Origin of the sequence: Amycolatopsis bartoniae, assembly GCF_014191255.1 — a bacterium.
Classification (GTDB): domain Bacteria; phylum Actinomycetota; class Actinomycetes; order Mycobacteriales; family Pseudonocardiaceae; genus Amycolatopsis_E; species Amycolatopsis_E bartoniae.
This window is the reverse complement of the sequence record NZ_JACHWH010000010.1, coordinates 112,420-130,373: the sequence shown is the minus strand read 5'-3', so window position 1 is coordinate 130,373 and position 17,954 is coordinate 112,420. Positions and strand designations below refer to the sequence as shown.

The following is a 17,954-nucleotide window of genomic DNA, read 5'->3' as shown; positions in this document are numbered from 1 at the left end:
CCTCCTAATAGGACTTGGGCAGGCCGAGGGTGTGCTGGGCGACGAAGTTGAGCACCATCTCCCTGCTCACCGGGGCGATGCGGCCCACCCGCACGGCCCCGAGCAGCGTACCCAGGCCGTACTCCGAGGCCAGGCCGTTGCCGCCGTGGGCCTGGATCGCCGTGTCCACCGCCTTGATCGCGGCCTCCGCCCCGGCGTACTTCGCCATGTTCGCCGCCTCGCCCGCGCCGAAGTCGTCGCCCCCGTCGTACAGCGCGGCGGCCTTCTGGGTCATCAGGCGCGCCAGCTCCACCTCGATCTTCACCTGCGCGAGCGGGTGCGCGAGCCCCTGGTGGCTGCCGATCGGCGCGCCCCACACGCTGCGCTGCTTCGCGTACTCCACGCCCTTGTCCAGCGCGTACCGGGCGATGCCGGTGGAGAACGACGCGGCCATGATGCGCTCGGGGTTGAGCCCCGCGAACAGTTGCGCCAGCGCGGCGTCCTCGGACCCGACCAGCGCGTCGTAGGGCAGCCGGACGTCGTCGAGGAACAGGCCGAACTGCTTGTCCGCCGAGACGAGGTCCATCTCGATCTGCCGGTACTCGAAGCCGGGTGTCCCGGTCGGCACGACGAACAACGCGGGCTTGAGCTTGCCCGTCTTCGCGTCCTCCGTGCGCCCGACCACCAGCACGGCCTCGGCCTCGTCGACGCCCGAGATGAACACCTTCCGCCCGTTCAGCACCCAGTCCCCGCCGTCGCGGCGAGCGGTGGTGGTGATGCGGTGCGAGTTCGACCCGGCGTCGGGCTCGGTGATGGCGAACGACATCCGCACCTCGCCGGTGGCGAACCGCGGCAGCCACCGGCTCTTCTGCTCGTCGGTGCCGTAGCGGGCGATCACCGTCGCGCAGATCGCCGGGGACACCACCATCAGCAGCATCGGCGTGCCGGCGGCGCAGAGCTCCTCGCACACCGCGGCGAGGTCGCCGATCCCCGCTCCGCCGCCGCCGTACTCCTCGGGCACGGCCACGCCGAGGTAGCCCAGCCGCCCGGCCTCGTCCCACAGCTCGGTGGTGTGCCCGCCGCTGCGGGCGAGCTTCGCGTAGTACTCGTGACCGTAGCTGCGGCCCAGTTCGGCGACGGCCTTGCGCAGTGCCTGCCGCTCCTCGGATTCGGTGAAACTCATTGCGGCTCCTTCACTACGGCCAGCACGGCGCCCACTTCGACCTGTTGCCCCACGGACACGGGCAGCTCCGCGACCACGCCGTCCGACGGCGCGGTGATCCGGTGTTCCATCTTCATCGCTTCCAGCCACAGCAGGGGTTCGCCCGCCGACACGGTGGCGCCCGCCTCGACGGCGATCCGCAGCACGGTGCCCGGCATCGGCGCGACGAGCGAGCCCGCCGCGAGCGCCGAACCCGGTTCGGTGAACCGCGGTACCGGCGTGAGCGACACCGGCCCGACGCACACCAGCCCGGGATACCGGGCGACGGCGAAGTTCCGGTGCACGCCGCCGACGTCGAGTACGACGTGATCCGGCGTGGCCGACACGAGCGTGATGTCCTCGCCCTCGACGCGGCTGTCGGAGTACGCGACCTCGTACTCGGTGTCCCCGGCCGTGTACCGCTTGCGTTGCGGGGCGGAGCGGACGTTGCGCCAGCCGCCGGGAATCCGCTGCCCCACGCGGTTCGCGGCGGCGTCGGCGAAGGCGGCCGCGACCGCGGCGAGCCGCTCGTCGCCCAGCGGCTTCGCGAGCGCTTCCAGCCCGTGGCGGGTGAAGAACGCGGTGTCGATGTCCCCGGCCAGGAACTCCGGGTGCCGCAGGACGTTCACGAGCAGGTCGCGGTTGGTGCGCACGCCGTGGATCTCCGCTCCGGCGAGGGCACCGGCCAGCTTGCGCGCGGCCCCGGCGCGGTCCGGCGCCCAGGCGATGACCTTCGCGAGCATCGGGTCGTAGTGCACGCCGATCACCGACCCGTCGGCGACCCCGCTGTCGACCCGCACGTCCCCGGGCACGGCGAAGTGGTGCAGCGTGCCGGTCTGCGGCTGCCAGTCCGCCGCGGGATCCTCGGCGTACAGGCGCACCTCGATGGCGTGCCCGTTCGGCGCGGGCGGCTCGGGCGGCAGCGGCGTGCCTTCGGCGACGCGGATCTGCCAGGCCACCAGGTCGAGCCCGGCGACCAGCTCGGTGACCGGGTGCTCGACCTGCAGGCGCGTGTTCATCTCCAGGAAGAAGAACTGCCCGTCGTTCGTGGCGAGGAACTCGACGGTGCCCGCGCCGACGTACTCGATGGCCTGCGCGGCCTTGCGGGCTGCGTCGAACAACGCGGCGCGCATCTCGGCGCCGACGAGCGGGGAAGGCGCTTCCTCGATGACCTTCTGGTGCCGCCGCTGGATGGAGCACTCCCGTTCGCCGACCGTCCACACGGTACCGGCCGTGTCGGCGAGCACCTGCACCTCGATGTGCCGCCCGGTCTCCAGGTAACGCTCGCAGAACACCGTCGGGTCACCGAAAGCGGATTCGGCCTCCGCCTGGGCGCTGCGCACGGCGTCCGCCAGCTCACCCAGCTCCCGCACGACACGCATCCCGCGGCCGCCGCCTCCGGCCGAAGCCTTGATCAGCACCGGCAGGTCGGCTTCGGTGACGGCGTCCGGGTCCAATTCGGACAGTACGGGCACCCCGGCGTCGGCCATGATCCGCTTGGCCTCCACTTTGGACCCCATGGCCTCGATCGCGGCGGGCGGCGGGCCGATCCACGTGAGCCCCGCGTCGAGGACGGCACGCGCGAACGCGGCGTTCTCCGACAGGAAGCCGTAGCCCGGGTGCACGGCGTCGGCGCCGGTCGCCTTCGCGGCCTCGACCAGCAGGTCGGCGCGCAGGTAGGTGTCCGACGGCGCGTCGCCCGGCAGCCGGACGGCGGCGTCCGCCTCCCGCACGTGCGGCGAACCGGCGTCGGGGTCGGAGAACACCGCGGCGCGGCCGATGCCCAGCTCGGTGCAGGTGCGGAACACGCGGCGGGCGATCTCGCCCCGGTTCGCGACCAGAATCGTGGTGATCACTCGCGCCTCACATCCGGAAGACGCCGAAGCCCTCGGCGCCCCTGACTGGTCCATTGTGGATGGCGGACAGGCTCAGCCCCAGTACCGTCCTGGTGTCGCGCGGGTCGATGATGCCGTCGTCGTAGAGCATGCCGGACAGGAACATCGGCATCGACTCGGCCTCGATCTGCTGCTCCACCATGGCCCGCATGGCCTTGTCGCCGTCTTCGTCGTAGGCCTGCCCGCGGTTCGCGGCGGCGGCCCGGGCCACGATCGACAGCACCCCGGCCAGCTGCTGCGGCCCCATCACCGCGGACTTCGCGCTGGGCCAGGCGAACAGGAACCGCGGCCCGTACGCCCGGCCGCACATGCCGTAGTGCCCGGCGCCGTAGGAGGCGCCCATGAGCACCGACAGGTGCGGCACCTTCGAGTTGGACACCGCGTTGATCATCATCGCGCCGTGCTTGATGATGCCGCCCTGCTCGTACTCGCGGCCGACCATGTAGCCGGTGGTGTTGTGCAGGAAGATCAGCGGCGTGTCGGACTGGTTGGCCAGCTGGATGAACTGCGTGGCCTTCTGCGACTCCTCGCTGAACAGCACGCCCTGCGCGTTGGCCAGGATGCCGACCGGGTAGCCGTGCAGGCTCGCCCAGCCGGTGACGAGGCTCGGGCCGTACAGCGGTTTGAACTCGTCGAAGTCGGAACCGTCGACGACGCGGGCGATCACCTCGCGCGGGTCGAACGGCACCTTGAGGTCTCCGGGCACGACGCCGAGCAGGTCGGCCGGGTCGTGCAGCGGTTCGTCGTAGTCCGGTTTCGGGGCCGGGCCCTGCTTGTGCCAGTTGAGCCGCTTCACGATGCTGCGCCCGAGCCGGATCGCGTCCTCCTCGTCCTGCGCGAGGTAGTCGGCGAGGCCCGACGTGCGGGCGTGCATCTCGGCGCCGCCGAGGGACTCGTCGTCCGACTCCTCCCCCGTCGCCATCTTCACCAGCGGCGGGCCACCGAGGAACACCTTCGCGCGTTCCTTGACCATCACCACGTAGTCCGACATGCCCGGCAGGTACGCGCCGCCCGCGGTGGAGTTGCCGAACACCAGCGCGATGGTCGGGATGCGCGCGGCCGAGGAGTTCGTGAGGTTGCGGAAGGTCCGCCCGCCCGGGATGAAGATCTCCTTCTGCGTGGGCAGGTCCGCGCCGCCGGATTCGACGAGGTTGATCGTCGGCAACCGGTTCTCCGCGGCGATCTCCGCGGCCCGCAGGCCCTTCTTGAGGCTGGACGGGTTGCTCGCGCCGCCCTTCACGGTCGGATCGTTGGCGACGATCATGCACTCGACGCCCTCGACCGTGCCGATGCCGGTGACCACGCTGCCGCCGACGTGGTAGTCGGTGCCCCACGCGGCGAGCGGGGACAGCTCCAGGAACGGCGAGTCCTCGTCCAGCAGCAGCTCGATCCGTTCGCGGGCGAGCAGCTTCCCGCGTTTGCGGTGGCGCGCCACGTATTTCTCGCCGCCGCCCGCGATGGCCTTGGCGTGCTCCGTCTCCAGTTCGGCGAGCTTGGCCAGCATCGCCTCACGGTTCGCCGCGAACTCCTCGCTCGCGGTGTCCACTCCTGACCTGATGACGCTCAAGCGGTGTACCCCAATCGTTTCGCGGCCAGTCCGGTGAGGATCTCGTTGGTGCCGCCGCCGATGCCGAGGATGCGGACGTCGCGGTAGTGCCGCTCCACTTCGGACTCGCGCATGTAGCCCAGACCGCCGTGCAGCTGCACCGCCTCGTTCACGACCCACTCCGCGGCCTCGACGGCGCTGTTCTTGGCGAAGCACGCCTCGGCGATGACCTCCTCGCCCGCGACGTACCGTTCCGCGACGTGTCGCGTGTAGACCCGCGCGAGGTCGGTGCGGCGCGCCATGTCGGTGACCTTGTGCTGCACGACCTGCCGGGAGATCAGCGGGCGCCCGAAGGTCTCCCGCAGGCGGCACCACCCGAGCGTGAGGTCCAGCGCCCGCTGCGCGGTCGCGTAGGCCTGCACGGCGAGCGACAGGCGTTCGACGACGAACTGCGTGGCGATCTGGATGAACCCGGTGTTCTCCTCGCCCACCAGGTTCGCCACCGGCACCCGGACGTCCACATAGGACAGTTCGGCGGTGTCGGAGCAGTGCCAGCCCATCTTCTCCAGCTTGCGGGTCACGGTGAACCCGGGTGTGCCGCGCTCGACCACCAGCAGCGAGATGCCGTGGGCGCCGGGGCCGCCCGTGCGTACGGCGGTGGTCACGAAGTCCGCGCGGCATCCGGAGGTGATGAAGGTCTTCGCCCCGTTCACGACGTAGTGATCGCCCTCCCGCCGAGCGGTCGTGCGGATTCCGGCGACGTCGGAACCACCGTCGGGCTCGGTGATCGCGAGCGAGCCGATCAGCTCACCGTCGAGCGTCGGGCGCACCCACCGGTCGAGCTGCTCCCGGTTTCCGGCGGCGACCAGGTGCGGCAGCGCGATCCCGTTGGTCAGCAGAGACGCGACGAGCCCGCCCGAGCCGCCCGCGTACAGGATCTCCTCGGCCACGACGAGCGCGTCGAGGTAGTTCCCGCCACCACCGCCGGCTTCCTCCGGAAAGGACACTCCGAGCAGGCCGATCTTCCCGGCCTTGCGGTGCAGCTCGCGCGGCAGCTCACCGGCGCGCTCCCACTCGTCGAGGTGCGGCAGCACCTCCGCCTCGACGAACCGGCGGACGGTCTTGCGCAGTTCCGCGCGTTCCGGGGTGTCGATCACGCCGGCACCTCCGCGTGCCGCGCCCGCAGCCATTCGCCGAGCGCCTTGGCCTGCGGGTCGAACCTCGCCTGCGAGGCGACGCCTTCGCCCAGCAGCCCGGAAACCACGAAGTTGAGCGCCCGCAGGTTCGGCAGCGCGTACCGCCGCACCTCAAGCGACGCGGTCTCCGGCAGCAGCCGCTGGAACTCCGCCACGGTGAGGGCGTGAGCGAGCCAGCGCCACTGTTCGTCGGTCCGCACCCAGACGCCCAGGTTCGCGTCGCCACCCTTGTCGCCACTGCGGGCGCCGAGCACGGTGCCCAGCGGCGCTGTCCTCGTTGCCCCGGTGTACGGCTCCGGCAGCGTTGGCTCCTCCACTTCGGACAGTGGCTTTGTCTCGTCAGCGTGCGGTACGGAACCCCTTGTCCCGTCGGGCAGTACTGCGATGTGGTCCACTTCGGAGGCATCCACATAGGACGCCGTGTAGATTCCGTATGGTGAGGCGTCGGACGGCGGCGCGGTGACGTGGAACCCGGGGTAGCTGGCGAGCGCCAGCTCGATCGCCGCGCCGCTGAAAGCCCGGCCCGCCACCTTCGGGTCGCCGTCCTTGACCGCGCAGTGCAGCAGTGCGCTGGCCTCCTGCTCGGTCCCGGCGTCCGCACGGTCGGTCCGCGCCAGCGTCCAGCGGATCTCCGCGGGCGGCCGGTCCTTGAGCGCCGTTTCCAGCTGTTCCCGCACCAGCGCGGCCTTGGCGTCGATGTCCAGCCCGGTGAGCACGAAGGTCGTCTCGTTGCGGAAGCCGCCGAGGGAGTTCAGGCACACCTTGAGGGTGGGCGGTGGCGGTTCGCCCTTCGCACCGCTGATGCGCACGCGGTCCGGGCCGTCCTGCTCGACGCCGATGGTGTCGAAGCGGGCCGTGACGTCCGGCCCGGCGTAGCGCGGACCCGCGATCTCGTACAGCAGCTGCGCGGTGACGGTGCCGACCGTGACCGTTCCCCCGGTGCCCGGGTGCTTGGTGATGACGCTGGACCCGTCGGCCTCGACCTCCGCGATCGGGAAGCCGGGCGTGCCCAGGTCGTGCTCGGTGAAGAACGCGTAGTTGCCGCCGGTGGCCTGCGCGCCGCACTCGATGACGTGCCCGGCCACCACGGCGCCGGCGAGCCGGTCGTAGTCGTCGCGGCGCCAGCCGTAGTGCGCGGCGGCGGGCCCGACGACCAGCGACGCGTCGGTGACCCGCCCGGTCACCACCACGTCCGCGCCCGCGTTCAGGCACTCGACGATGCCCCAGGCGCCGAGATAGGCATTGGCAGTCAAGGGCTTTCCGAGCCCGAGCCGTTCGGCGGACGGCAGCAGCTCGTCGCCCTCGACGTGCGCCACCGCGACGTCGAGACCGAGCTTGCCGGCCAGCTCCCGGATCGCGTCCGCCAGCCCGGCCGGGTTGAGCCCGCCCGCGTTGGTGACGATCCGGACGCCCTTTTCCCGGGCCAGGCCGAGGTTTTCCTCCAGCTGGCGCAGGAAGGTCCTGGCGTAGCCGCGGTTGGCGTCCTTCAGCCGGTCACGGCCGAGGATCAGCATGGTCAGCTCGGCGAGGTAGTCGCCGGTCAGGAAGTCGAGCGGGCCGCCGGTGAGCATCTCGCGGACCGCCGAGAAGCGGTCGCCGTAGAAGCCCGACGCGTTGCCGATGCGCAGGGTCATGCGAACTGCCCCGCCTTCCGGCCGCTTCCGGGCGGTCCCGCGAAGGCCTGGGCGATCTCCAGCCACTTCACCGCGTCGGCACCGGTGGCCCGCACGTCGGTGTCGGCGGGATGGCGGCGCTGCGTGACCACGAGGCAGAAGCCGGCCGCGCTGCCCGTGACGCGCTGCTCGGCGTCCTCCGGTCCGTATGTCCACAGTGTACCGTCCGGTGCCCGCAGCTCGACCCGGAACTCGGCCTGCGGCGGCGCGAGCGAGTGCACCGCGAACGCGAAGTCCCTGGTGCGGACACCGAACCGGGCGATGTGCCGGATCCGGTCGGTCGGCTCGTGCGGGAGACCGAGAGCGTCGTAGACGTCCTGCGCGTGCGCCCAGGTTTCCATCAACCGCGCCGTCGCCATCGACGCCGCACTCATCGGCGGGCCGTACCACGGGAACTTCGTGCCCGGCGGCGCCGAGCCGAGCGCGGCGGAAAGCGCTTCCCGGCCGGTGCGCCACTCCCGCAACAGCTCGTCGCGAGGCTTGGCCGCCTCGTCGGCCGCCGCGGCGTCGATGTAACCCTCGCCGCCCGCCAGCGCCCGCTTGACCTCCTCGCCGAAGTCGTCCGGAGTCCGCACCGCCAGCAGCGCCTTCGCGTCGGTCCACGCGAGGTGCCCGATCTGATGGGCGATCGTCCAGCCCTCGGCCGGGGTCGGCGTGGCCCAGTCGGCCTCCGCCACGACGTCGTCGAGCGCCTGGCTCTCGGCCGCCAGGTCATCCAGGATCGGTCGCAGGTCCACCACCGCATTCGCCTCCTCGCGCCTGCGAGGAGCCTGGCACCGGCGGCCGGAAAAATCAAGCACGCTTGATTGTTTTGCTCGCCGATGAGCTAGCACGACTCGCCGACACGCCCGCATATTGGGGTCCATGCGGAGCGATACCCCTAGATGTAGTCTCTGGATCACCGGCGCCCCCGAGCTGGCGGCCCGGTGAAGCCTTGTCCTCCAGCACGTCGTCCGCCGGGCGGCGTGCCGATCCCCCGCGCCCTTTTTTGGAGTGATGCATGTCTGTGGAGACCACCTCACGGCCGGTGCGCGCCGCCGTGCAGGTCATCCGCCGCGACGCCACCGTGTCGCCCTTCGACGCGAACAAGATCTCGGTCGCCCTGACCAAGGCCTTCCTCGCGGTCGAAGGCGACGGCGCCGCGGCGTCCTCGCGCGTCCACCACGTCGTGGCCGAGCTGACGACGCAGGTCGAGACGTCGCTGCTGCGCTACGCCGGACCCGAGCCCGCGCTGCACGTCGAGCAGATCCAGGACCAGGTCGAGCTCGCGCTGATGCGCGGCGGGCACCACAAGGTCGCCCGCGCGTACGTCCTCTACCGCGAGGAGCGGGCGAAGGCCCGCGAGAAGCCCGCGGTCCAGGACGCGGCCGAGCACGTCGACTGGGCGCGCGTCGAGCACGTCGTCGCCGAGGCGGTGGCCGGGATCGACGACGTGTCGGCGGAGCCGGTGCTGGCCGAGACACGCCGCAACCTCTACGACGGGATCACCGCGGAAGAGCTGGCGACGGCGCAGATCCTGGCCGCCCGCACGCTGGTGGAGCGGGAGCCGAACTACTCGTACGTCACGGCCCGCCTGCTGCTGGACAAGCTGCGCGGCGAGGCGCTCACGTACCTGGCGGGCGAGCCCCGGCTGGCCGGCCACGACGAGCTGAACTACCCCGGCTACTTCCGCGACTACCTGGCGCGCGCGATCGAGCTGGAGCTGGTGGACCCCGAGTTGGCGAAGTTCAACCTCAAGAAGATCACGGCGGCGATCCGCCCGGAGCGCGACCTCGACTTCGGCTTCCTGGGCCTGCAGACGCTGTACGACCGATACTTCCTGCACCACGACGGCACGCGGTTCGAGCTGCCACAGGCGTTCTTCATGCGGGTGGCGATGGGCCTGGCGCTGCGCGAGCAGGACCGGGAAAGGCGCGCGATAGAGTTCTATGAGCTGCTCTCGTCATTCGACTTCATGGCCTCGACGCCGACGCTGTTCAACTCCGGCACCACGCGCCCGCAGCTGTCCTCCTGCTTCCTGACCACGGTCGACGACGAGCTGGACTCGATCTTCCAGTCCTACAAGAACAACGCCCTGCTGGCGAAGTACTCGGGCGGCCTGGGCAACGACTGGACCCCGGTCCGCGGCCTCGGCGCGCACATCAAGGGCACGAACGGCAAGTCCCAGGGGGTGGTGCCGTTCCTGAAGATCGCGAACGACACCGCGGTGGCGGTGAACCAGGGCGGGAAACGCAAGGGCGCCGCCTGCGCGTACCTGGAGACCTGGCACATCGACGTCGAGGAGTTCCTCGACCTGCGCAAGAACACCGGCGACGACCGGCGCCGCACGCACGACATGAACACCGCCAACTGGGTGCCCGACGAGTTCCTCCGCCGCGTCGAGGCCGACGCCCCGTGGACCCTCTTCTCCCCCGACGAGACGCCCGACCTGCACGACCTCTACGGCACCGCGTTCGCCGAGCGCTACCGCGAGTACGAGGCCGCCGCCGACCGCGGGGAGATCAAGGTGTTCCGCCGGGTGCGCGCGGTGGAGCTGTGGCGCCGCATGCTGACGATGTTGTTCGAGACCGGCCACCCGTGGATCACCTTCAAGGACCCGTGCAACCTGCGCTCCCCGCAGCAGCACGCGGGCGTGGTCCACTCCTCGAACCTGTGCACCGAGATCACGCTCAACACCAGCACCGGGGAGGTCGCCGTCTGCAACCTCGGGTCCGTGAACCTGCTCCGGCACGTCACGCCGGACGGCCTGGACACCGCGAAGCTGGAACGCACCGTCCGCACCGCGGTCCGGATGCTCGACAACGTCATCGACATCAACTTCTACACCATCCCCGAGGCGCGCCGCTCCAACCTGCGCCACCGCCCGATCGGCCTGGGCCTCATGGGCTTCCAGGACGCGTTGTTCGAGCTCGGGCTCCCGGTCGCGAGCCCGGAAGCCGTCGAGTTCGCCGACCGCAGCATGGAACACCTGAGCTACTACGCTATCTCCGCGTCTTCGGACCTCGCCGCCGAGCGCGGCCGGTACGAGTCCTTCGACGGTTCCCTGTGGAGCCAGGGCATCCTGCCGATCGACTCCCTGCGCCTGCTCGCCGCGGCCCGCCAGGGCGACTCGCTCGACGTCGACTACTCGTCCACAATGGACTGGGATGCGCTGCGGGAACGGGTGCGCATCAACGGGATGCGCAACTCCAACGTCATGGCGATCGCCCCCACCGCGACCATCTCCAACATCTGCGGCGTCGGCCAGTCGATCGAACCGCAGTTCCAGAACCTGTACGTCAAGTCCAACATGTCCGGCGACTTCACCGTCGTCAACCCGCACCTGGTGCGCGACCTCAAGGCCCGCGGCCTGTGGGACGAGGCGATGGTCTCGGACCTGAAGTACTTCGACGGCAGCCTCGGACAGATCGACCGCGTACCCGGGGACCTCAAGCGCCGCTACGCCACCGCGTTCGAGATCGACCCGAAGTGGCTCGTGGACGCGGCGTCGCGGCGGCAGAAGTGGATCGACCAGGCCCAGTCGCTCAACCTGTACGTGGACGCGCCCAGCGGCCGCAAGCTCGACGAGCTCTACCGCTACGCCTGGCACAAGGGCCTCAAGACCACCTACTACCTGCGCGCCCGCGCCGCCACCAGCGTGGAGAAGAGCACCCTGCGCGGCACCGACGGCAAGCTCAACGCCGTCCCGGCCGTTCCGGTCGCCGCACCGGAACCGGCCGCCTGCCGCATCGACGACCCCGACTGCGAGGCCTGCCAGTGACCAGCGTGAGCCCCCTGATCGACAGCGGCGCCGCCCGCGTGAGCATCGACGACAAGGCGATGCTCAACGCCCGCGCGGACGTCAACCAGCTGCTGCCGCTGAAGTACCACTGGGCGTGGGAGAAGTACCTCGCCGGCTGCAGCAACTCCTGGATGCCCACCGAGGTCTCGATGCAGGCCGACCTCGCGCTGTGGAAGTCCCCCGGCGGCCTGACCGAGGACGAACGCGCGATGCTCAAGCGGAACCTCGGGTTCTTCGCGACAGCCGAATCGCTGGTGGCCAACAATCTCGTGCTCGCGGTCTACCGGCGCATCACCAACCCCGAGTGCCGCCAGTACCTGCTGCGCCAGGCGTTCGAGGAAGCCGTGCACACGCACACCTTCCAGTACATCTGCGAAAGCCTCGGCCTCGTCGAGGGCGAGCTGTTCAACATGTACCGGGAGGTCCCGTCGATCACCGCGAAGGACGCGTGGGCGCTGAAGTACACGCAGAACCTGGAAACCGGCGCGACCGACGACCAGGACTTCCTGCGTGACCTCGTGGCGTTCTACGTCGTGTTCGAGGGCATGTGGTTCTACACCGGGTTCGCGCAGATCCTCTCGCTCGGGCGGCGCAACAAGATGGTGGGCATCGCCGAGCAGTACCAGTACATCCTGCGCGACGAGTCGATCCACCTGAACTTCGGCATCGACTGCATCAACCAGATCAAGATCGAGAACCCGCACCTGTGGACGCCGGAGTTCCAGGCCGAGGTCCGCGGGATGCTCGTCGAGGCGTGCGAGCTGGAGGTCGCCTACGCCCGTGACACCATGCCGCGCGGGATGCTGGGGCTCTCGGCCGCGCAGTGCGAGCAGTACATGCACTTCATCACCGACCGGCGCGCCCAGCAGATCGGGCTCGCCCCGATCTTCGGGGAGACCGGCAACCCCTTCCCCTGGATGTCGGAAGCCATGGACCTGAAGAAGGAGAAGAACTTCTTCGAGACCCGGGTGACGGAGTACCAGACCGGCGGCTCGCTCGACTGGGACTGACAACGGGGCTTGCCAGTTGGGGCGAGGGGCGGCAACCTGGGATCAGCTCGACACGTGCAAGGAGGCATCGTGACGATCCGCGACCGGGTTCCGCCCCTCACCTCGCTCCCGCTGCCCGCGGCCGTCGACCGGCGGCTGCTGGGCAAGCGGTGGCCCGTCAAGGAGCTCGCCTCGCCGCCGCCCGGCAGCGGGCTGGCCCCGGTGCTCGGCGACGACGGGCCACCGCTCATCGGGCACACCTTCGACTCGATGCGGTTCGGCGTGGACTTCGCGCTGCAGCGGTACGAGACGTTCGGGCCGGTGTCGTGGATGGGCTCGCTCGGCACGCGGTTCGTCGTGCTCGGCGGGCCGGAGGCGACGCAGTTCGCGCTGGTGAACAAGGACAAGGTGTTCTCGCAGGAGGGCTGGCACTTCCTCATCGAGCGGTTCTTCCACCGCGGGCTGATGCTGCTGGACTTCGAGGAGCACCACCTGCACCGGCGGATCATGCAGGAGGCGTTCACGCGGGACCGGCTGGCCAGCTACGCGCGGCAGTGGGGCCCGGCGCTGCGCGAGGGCGTCGGCAGCTGGGGCGCCAGCGGGAGGCCCCGGCTGTACTGGGCGCTCAAGCGGCTGACGCTCGACGTCGCGACGCGCGTGTTCATGGGCATGCCGAGCGGCGACAACGCGGCGCGGATCAACCGGGCGTTCGTGGACTCGGTCCGTGCGGCGACGGCCCTCGTGCGCTTCCCGGTGCCCGGCGGGCGCTGGGCGGCGGGGCTCGCGGGCCGCCGCACGCTGGAGCAGTACTTCTCGGAGAACCTGCCCGCGAAACGCCGTTCCCGCGGGGACGACCTGTTCTCCGCGCTGTGCCACGCGACGGGCGAGGACGGCGAGCAGTTCAGCGACGAGGACGTCGTCAACCACATGATCTTCCTGATGATGGCCGCCCACGACACGACGACGATCACCAGCACGGCGGCGGCCTACCACCTGGCGAAGCACCCCGAGTGGCAGGAACGGGCGCGTGCGGAGTCCCTGGCGCTGGGCGACGACCTGCCGGACCTCGCGGCGCTCGACGAGCTGAAGACGCTGGACCTGGTGATCAAGGAGTCCCTGCGGCTCACGGCGCCGGTCCCGTCACTGCCGCGCAAGGCGCTGCGGGACGTCGCGGTGCTGGGCCACTACGTCCCGGCGGGCACGCTCGTGAGCGTTTCGCCCAACACCAACCACTTCTCGCCCGACCACTGGACCAACCCGCACGAGTTCGACCCGGAGCGCTTCGCCGAGGGCCGCCGGGAGGACCGCTCGCACCGCTACGCGTGGATGCCCTTCGGCGGCGGCGCGCACAAGTGCATCGGCCTGCACTTCGGGACGTTCGAGGTGAAGGCCGTGCTGCACGAGCTGCTGCGCGCGTACCGCTGGTCGGTCCCGGAGCAGTACCGGATGCGGTGGGACTACGTCTCCCTGCCCGTTCCGGTGGACGGGTTGCCGGTGACGTTGGAGCGACGCTGACCGCTCGTTTCGCAGTGGGTCGCTCGATGTGGGCCGGGCGTGGCCGCCCTCCTTGCCCGGCCCACCCCCGCCCCTCGCCGTTGAGTGTTCGACGGTTGCCTCGCCGCCTCAAGGGCGCCTTCGGCGTCGCTTCGCGATCGCTGCGCGACCCTTGACCCGCCGAGTCAACCGCCAAGTGCAGCTGGGGACGAGGGGCGGGGGAGATCCGGGCGGTGGTCCTGGCCCTTCTGGTGCATTGCCGCGTTCCTGCCTTCTCGACCTGCCCTGCTCTACACCGCGGTGGGGCGGATCATCACGCGAAGTGACCACATCTACACTGATCATCACTCGTTCAGCCGGTAGACAGTGCCGACGGCAGGTGATGGCGTGGCATCACTCAGGGCCGGAGGAGGTCCGGTGCGGGCGCTGCGGCGTGCGCACTGCGGCTGACCTGGCCTTTGTCCGTTCAACAAGAGGTGAAGCGTGCCGGAACCTGGTGGGGCGCCAGGCTTGGGAGAAGCCGTCCGACGGTGGGCGGCGCAGCTCGCTCACACGGATGGGGTAGGTCTTTCCGCCGACCGGCTGGAGGAGCTGCTGCACGACGTCGTCCGCGACGTGGTGCAGCCGGTCGAGGCGGCGCGGGAGGCGGCCATCCGGCGGTTCAGCGCGCTCTACTCCACCTCGCCGATGGGCATCGCGCTCGCCGACCCCGCCGGACAGATCGTCGAGGTGAACGCGGCGCTCGGCGCGCTCCTCGGCTACAAGCCCGAAGAGCTGCTCGGCCGGCACCTCACGGAGCTCGGGTTCTCCCGCCGGGACGTCGAAGGCCTGCGCAACGGCCTCGAAGAGCTCGAAGAGACCGACTCCGAGCAGCACCGCGAACGCCTCCAGCTGATCCACGCCGACGATGCGGGCACCTGGGCCGACGTCACGCTCACCACGCTGCCCGGCGACCGCCCGGGCTCGACGTTCCCCGTGCTGATGGTGCTGGACGCCGGTGAGGTCCACTCCCTGCAGGAGACCCTGCGCCACCAGAGCGTGCACGACGCGCTCACCGGCCTGTCCAACGGCTCCCGCTTCAACACGCTGCTGGAATCCGCGCTCAGCCCGTCCGCCCGCGACCAGATCGCCATGGTGTACCTGGACATCGACGGGTTCAAGGTCATCAACGACGGGCTCGGCGCCGGCGTGGGCGACCAGGTCCTGCGCGGCATCGCCCGCAAGCTCAAGGAGGTCTTCGCCGGCCCGGACACGCTCGTCGCCCGGCTCTCCGGCGACGGGTTCGGCATTCTGTTGCGCGGCAAGCTGAACCCGAGCGACGTGATCGGGCTCGTCGAGCAGGCGCTGGAGGAGCTCGGCGAGCCGATCTACATCGGCGACCACGGGATCGGCGTGAGCGCCAGCGTCGGCATCGTCGTGCGCGACGTCGGCGACGGCGGGCCCGAGGACCTGCAGCGCGCCGCCGAGATCGCCCTGCACCGGGCGAAGGAGGCGGGCAAGGCGCAGTGGATGCTGTTCGACCCCGAGCTCGACGCCCGCGACCGCGCCCGGTACCGGCTCGGTGCGGAGATCGCCGGTGCCCTGGAGAACGGCGAGTTCTCGCTCATCTACCAGCCGACGGTCAAGCTCGCCGACCACGGCGAGCTGGCCGCCGTCAACGCCGGGCTGCGCTGGCACCACCGCCAGCTGGGCGAGCTGGACTCCAGCGAGTTCTACCCGCTCGCCGACACCACCGGCATGACGATCCCGCTCGGCAAGTGGCTGCTGACCCAGTCGCTCGCGGCCGCGGCCCGCTGGCGGGAGCGCTACGGCGACGCGGCCCCTGACGTCTGCGTCCGACTACCGCGGCGGCTCGCGATCGACCCCGACCTGGTGCGGCTGGTCAAGGACCAGCTCGACGAGCACCACCTGCCCGCGAAAACGCTGCGGCTGTGCACGGACAGCGGGTCCCTGCTCGACCCGCGCGGCGAGGTGCTGGAGTCGCTGTCGGTGCTCTCGGACCTCGGCGCGAAACTGGTGCTGACGGTGAGCGGGTCGGCCGACCTGGAGCTGATCCCGAAGCACGAGCTGAAGGTGGAGCACGCCGTGCTCAGCGGCCCGGTGGTGGACGCGCTCGCGGACGGCGAGGACGAGATCGCCGCGCGGACGCTGGACCAGCTCATCGTCCGGGCCCGCGAACTGAAGCTGCGCATCGGCGCGGAGGGCGTGCTGACGACGGAGCACGCCGAACGGCTGCGTGCCCACGGGGTGCTCGCCGCCCGCGGCCCGTTCATCGCCACGTCCGCCACCGACGACGAGGTGGACGAGCTGATCGAACGGCACGCGCGCTAGCGGCCCCGCCCCGCGGCCCCGGGCACGGTGCCTGCCGCACCGCTGTCCCGGCTCGCCCACACCTCCGCCGTCATGCGCCAGTGGACGTGCACGCCGGTGCTCGCCGTGCCGCCCGGGAGTTCCGCCGGGGCGGTGCCGGAGCGCGTGAAGCCCAGCCGCTGCGGCACCAGGCCGCTGCGGACGTTCGCCTGGTCGTGCCGGATCTCCACGCGCTCACGGCCCAGCCGGAAGGCTTCCGTGGTCAGCAGCGCCGCCGCCCGGGTCACCAGACCGTGGCCGGTGTGCCTGCGGCCGATCCAGTACCCGATCTCGAACGCGCCGGGACCGAGCCGCGTCATGAGGCTCGCCGCGCCCAGGATCTCACCGTCCGCGCCGACGTTGGCGTAGTCGAACGCCTCCCCGGCAGACCACTGGCGCTCGGCGTCACGCAGGAACCGCACCCCGTCGTCCTGGCTGTACCCGCCGACCGCCCACGGCATGAACGGCTCCAGGTGCGCCAGCGAGTCCTGCACGACATGCAGCAGCGGCTCCAGGTCGTCGGCACGCCAGCGGCGCAGCAGCACTACCCCGTCGGTCAGCTCGGTCGCGGGCTCGATCATGCTCCGATGGTGCCCGACCGGCCCACCGGAGCGCACCGCATTTAGTTCATCAGCGCGCTGTCCGGGATCTGGGTGTCCCCGCGCAGGGCGTCGAACAGCTGCTTGGACTTCGTCTTGTCCCAGTTCTCCGCCGACGCCGACGTGACCGGCACGGTGGTGGTGACCACGCCGCCGTCGGAGATGCCGCGCATCGCCCACGCCATCGCGACCAGGTTGTGCAGGTGGTCGCCGTCGGCCATGGTCAGCGCGTCCGGCGCCGCCGAGAGCAGCGGGAAGAAGTGGAACGGGTTGAGCAGGGTGCCCGCCGTCGCGATCTGGCTCACCAGCGCGCCGATGAACTTCCGCTGGTTCTCCACCCGGTCCAGGTCCGACCGCGGCGTCGCCTCGCTGTGGCGCATCCGCACGAAACCCAGCGCGTGCGCGCCGTCGAGCGTCTGGCAGCCCGCCGGGATCGTGATGTTGGTGTAGTCGTCGTGCATCTCCGTCGGGACGCACATGTCGACGCCGCCGATCGCGTCGACGATGTTCGCGAACCCGCCGAAGCCGATCTCCGCGTAGTGGTCCATGCGCAGTCCGGTGGCCTGCTCGACGGTCTTGGCCAGCAGCGCGGGACCACCGATCGAGTACGCCGAGTTGATCTTGCCCTTGCCGTGCCCGGGAATGCTCACTTGCGAGTCGCGCGGCAGGCTCAGCAGCGTCGGCTTGGTGTCGTTGTCCGGCAGGTGCGCGATCATGATCGTGTCGGTGCGCGAGCCGCCGCCCGCCGCGGCGCTGTCGCCGGTGGCCAGCTGCTGCTCCTGCTCCGTCGTGAGCCCGTCGCGGCTGTCGGAGCCGACGATCAGCCAGTTCGTGCCCGACGCCGCCGCCGGCCGCCCGTCGTAGTCGGCGAGCGCGTCGACCCGGTTGATCGAGCTGTCGAGGTAGATCCACACCCCGGCGACGAACACGACGAACAGCAGCACCAGGCACAGCAGCACCTTCGGGATGCTGATGCGGCGCCGGCGGCGCGGCCGCCCGGGCAGGGGCTGGCGCTCGTACGGCGTCTGCGGTGGCGGCGGGGGCGGGGCCGCGGCGCGCCGGGACATCGGCCGTGTCGGGCCCTGGCCGCCCTGACCGGGCACGGGCAGCATCTGCGCCGACTGGTGCTGCCGCGGACCACGCGGCCGCGGGCGCTCGTAGCCGCCGCCGTAGTTCCCGCCGTAGGTCATCGCATCCACCCCGATCTTCGCCTGCGGGCTCCTAGTGAACCGCAAACCCCGCATCCTGGGAC

Annotated in this window: 12 protein-coding genes; 4 read left to right on the top strand and 8 right to left on the bottom strand. The window is 70.8% G+C overall.

Features of this window, described 5'->3' with window-relative positions; genetic code table 11:
- Positions 1-4: 4 nt before the first annotated feature.
- The 6 genes from FHX82_RS31385 to FHX82_RS31360 are packed head-to-tail and all read right to left on the bottom strand — an operon-like array spanning position 5 to position 8,230.
- Positions 5-1,162, bottom strand: a complete 1,158-nt coding sequence (locus tag FHX82_RS31385; RefSeq protein ID WP_145934512.1) for an acyl-CoA dehydrogenase family protein — start codon at positions 1,160-1,162, stop codon at positions 5-7.
- Complete coding sequence (locus FHX82_RS31380) at positions 1,159-3,036, bottom strand: acetyl/propionyl/methylcrotonyl-CoA carboxylase subunit alpha (RefSeq protein ID WP_145934511.1); 1,878 nt, start codon at positions 3,034-3,036, stop codon at positions 1,159-1,161. The genes FHX82_RS31385 and FHX82_RS31380 overlap by 4 nt, the downstream gene beginning before the upstream one ends.
- A gap of 7 nt (positions 3,037-3,043) precedes the next feature.
- Entirely contained in the window at positions 3,044-4,642 is a 1,599-nt protein-coding gene (locus FHX82_RS31375) for an acyl-CoA carboxylase subunit beta (protein ID WP_183176939.1), read from the bottom strand.
- The gene (locus tag FHX82_RS31370) at positions 4,639-5,778 is read right to left on the bottom strand and encodes an acyl-CoA dehydrogenase family protein (protein WP_229880295.1); all 1,140 of its coding nucleotides are present in this window, start codon (positions 5,776-5,778) and stop codon (positions 4,639-4,641) included. The genes FHX82_RS31375 and FHX82_RS31370 overlap by 4 nt, the downstream gene beginning before the upstream one ends.
- Complete coding sequence (locus FHX82_RS31365) at positions 5,775-7,451, bottom strand: acyclic terpene utilization AtuA family protein (RefSeq protein ID WP_145934509.1); 1,677 nt, start codon at positions 7,449-7,451, stop codon at positions 5,775-5,777. The genes FHX82_RS31370 and FHX82_RS31365 overlap by 4 nt, the downstream gene beginning before the upstream one ends.
- Positions 7,448-8,230: a TIGR03084 family metal-binding protein gene (locus tag FHX82_RS31360; protein WP_145934508.1), complete on the bottom strand. Its 783-nt coding sequence runs from the start codon at positions 8,228-8,230 to the stop codon at positions 7,448-7,450. Before FHX82_RS31360 ends, FHX82_RS31365 begins: the two co-directional genes overlap by 4 nt.
- A gap of 260 nt (positions 8,231-8,490) precedes the next feature.
- On the opposite strand from FHX82_RS31360, the gene FHX82_RS31355 reads away from it, so the two are divergent.
- From FHX82_RS31355 to FHX82_RS31340, 4 genes are all read left to right on the top strand, one after another.
- On the top strand, positions 8,491-11,250 hold the full coding sequence (locus tag FHX82_RS31355; protein WP_145934507.1) for a ribonucleoside-diphosphate reductase subunit alpha: 2,760 nt from the start codon (positions 8,491-8,493) through the stop codon (positions 11,248-11,250).
- A gap of 5 nt (positions 11,251-11,255) precedes the next feature.
- Complete coding sequence (locus tag FHX82_RS31350) at positions 11,256-12,281, top strand: ribonucleotide-diphosphate reductase subunit beta (RefSeq protein ID WP_261377164.1); 1,026 nt, start codon at positions 11,256-11,258, stop codon at positions 12,279-12,281.
- 69 nt (positions 12,282-12,350) lie between these two features.
- Complete coding sequence (locus tag FHX82_RS31345) at positions 12,351-13,775, top strand: cytochrome P450 (protein WP_229880296.1); 1,425 nt, start codon at positions 12,351-12,353, stop codon at positions 13,773-13,775.
- A 489-nt stretch (positions 13,776-14,264) separates the two neighbouring features.
- Positions 14,265-16,085: a putative bifunctional diguanylate cyclase/phosphodiesterase gene (locus FHX82_RS31340; protein ID WP_145933820.1), complete on the top strand. Its 1,821-nt coding sequence runs from the start codon at positions 14,265-14,267 to the stop codon at positions 16,083-16,085.
- Here the strand turns inward: FHX82_RS31340 and FHX82_RS31335 are convergent.
- Both FHX82_RS31335 and FHX82_RS31330 read right to left on the bottom strand, forming a co-directional pair.
- Entirely contained in the window at positions 16,082-16,684 is a 603-nt protein-coding gene (locus FHX82_RS31335; RefSeq protein WP_145933821.1) for a GNAT family N-acetyltransferase, read from the bottom strand. The two genes, FHX82_RS31340 and FHX82_RS31335, sit on opposite strands and share 4 nt — an antisense overlap.
- Positions 16,685-16,725: 41 nt before the next feature.
- On the bottom strand, positions 16,726-17,892 hold the full coding sequence (locus FHX82_RS31330; protein WP_145933927.1) for an LCP family protein: 1,167 nt from the start codon (positions 17,890-17,892) through the stop codon (positions 16,726-16,728).
- Between the last annotated feature and the right edge of the window lie 62 nt (positions 17,893-17,954).

What these genes read in the sequence shown, in the direction of transcription:
- FHX82_RS31385 (WP_145934512.1), bottom strand. Translation starts at nt 1,162, where the DNA reads ATGAGTTTCACCGAATCCGAGGAGCGGCAGGCACTGCGCAAGGCCGTC.
- FHX82_RS31365 (WP_145934509.1), bottom strand. Translation starts at nt 7,451, where the DNA reads ATGACCCTGCGCATCGGCAACGCGTCGGGCTTCTACGGCGACCGCTTC.
- FHX82_RS31355 (WP_145934507.1), top strand. Translation starts at nt 8,491, where the DNA reads ATGTCTGTGGAGACCACCTCACGGCCGGTGCGCGCCGCCGTGCAGGTC.
- FHX82_RS31335 (WP_145933821.1), bottom strand. Translation starts at nt 16,684, where the DNA reads ATGATCGAGCCCGCGACCGAGCTGACCGACGGGGTAGTGCTGCTGCGC.
- FHX82_RS31330 (WP_145933927.1), bottom strand. Translation starts at nt 17,892, where the DNA reads ATGACCTACGGCGGGAACTACGGCGGCGGCTACGAGCGCCCGCGGCCG.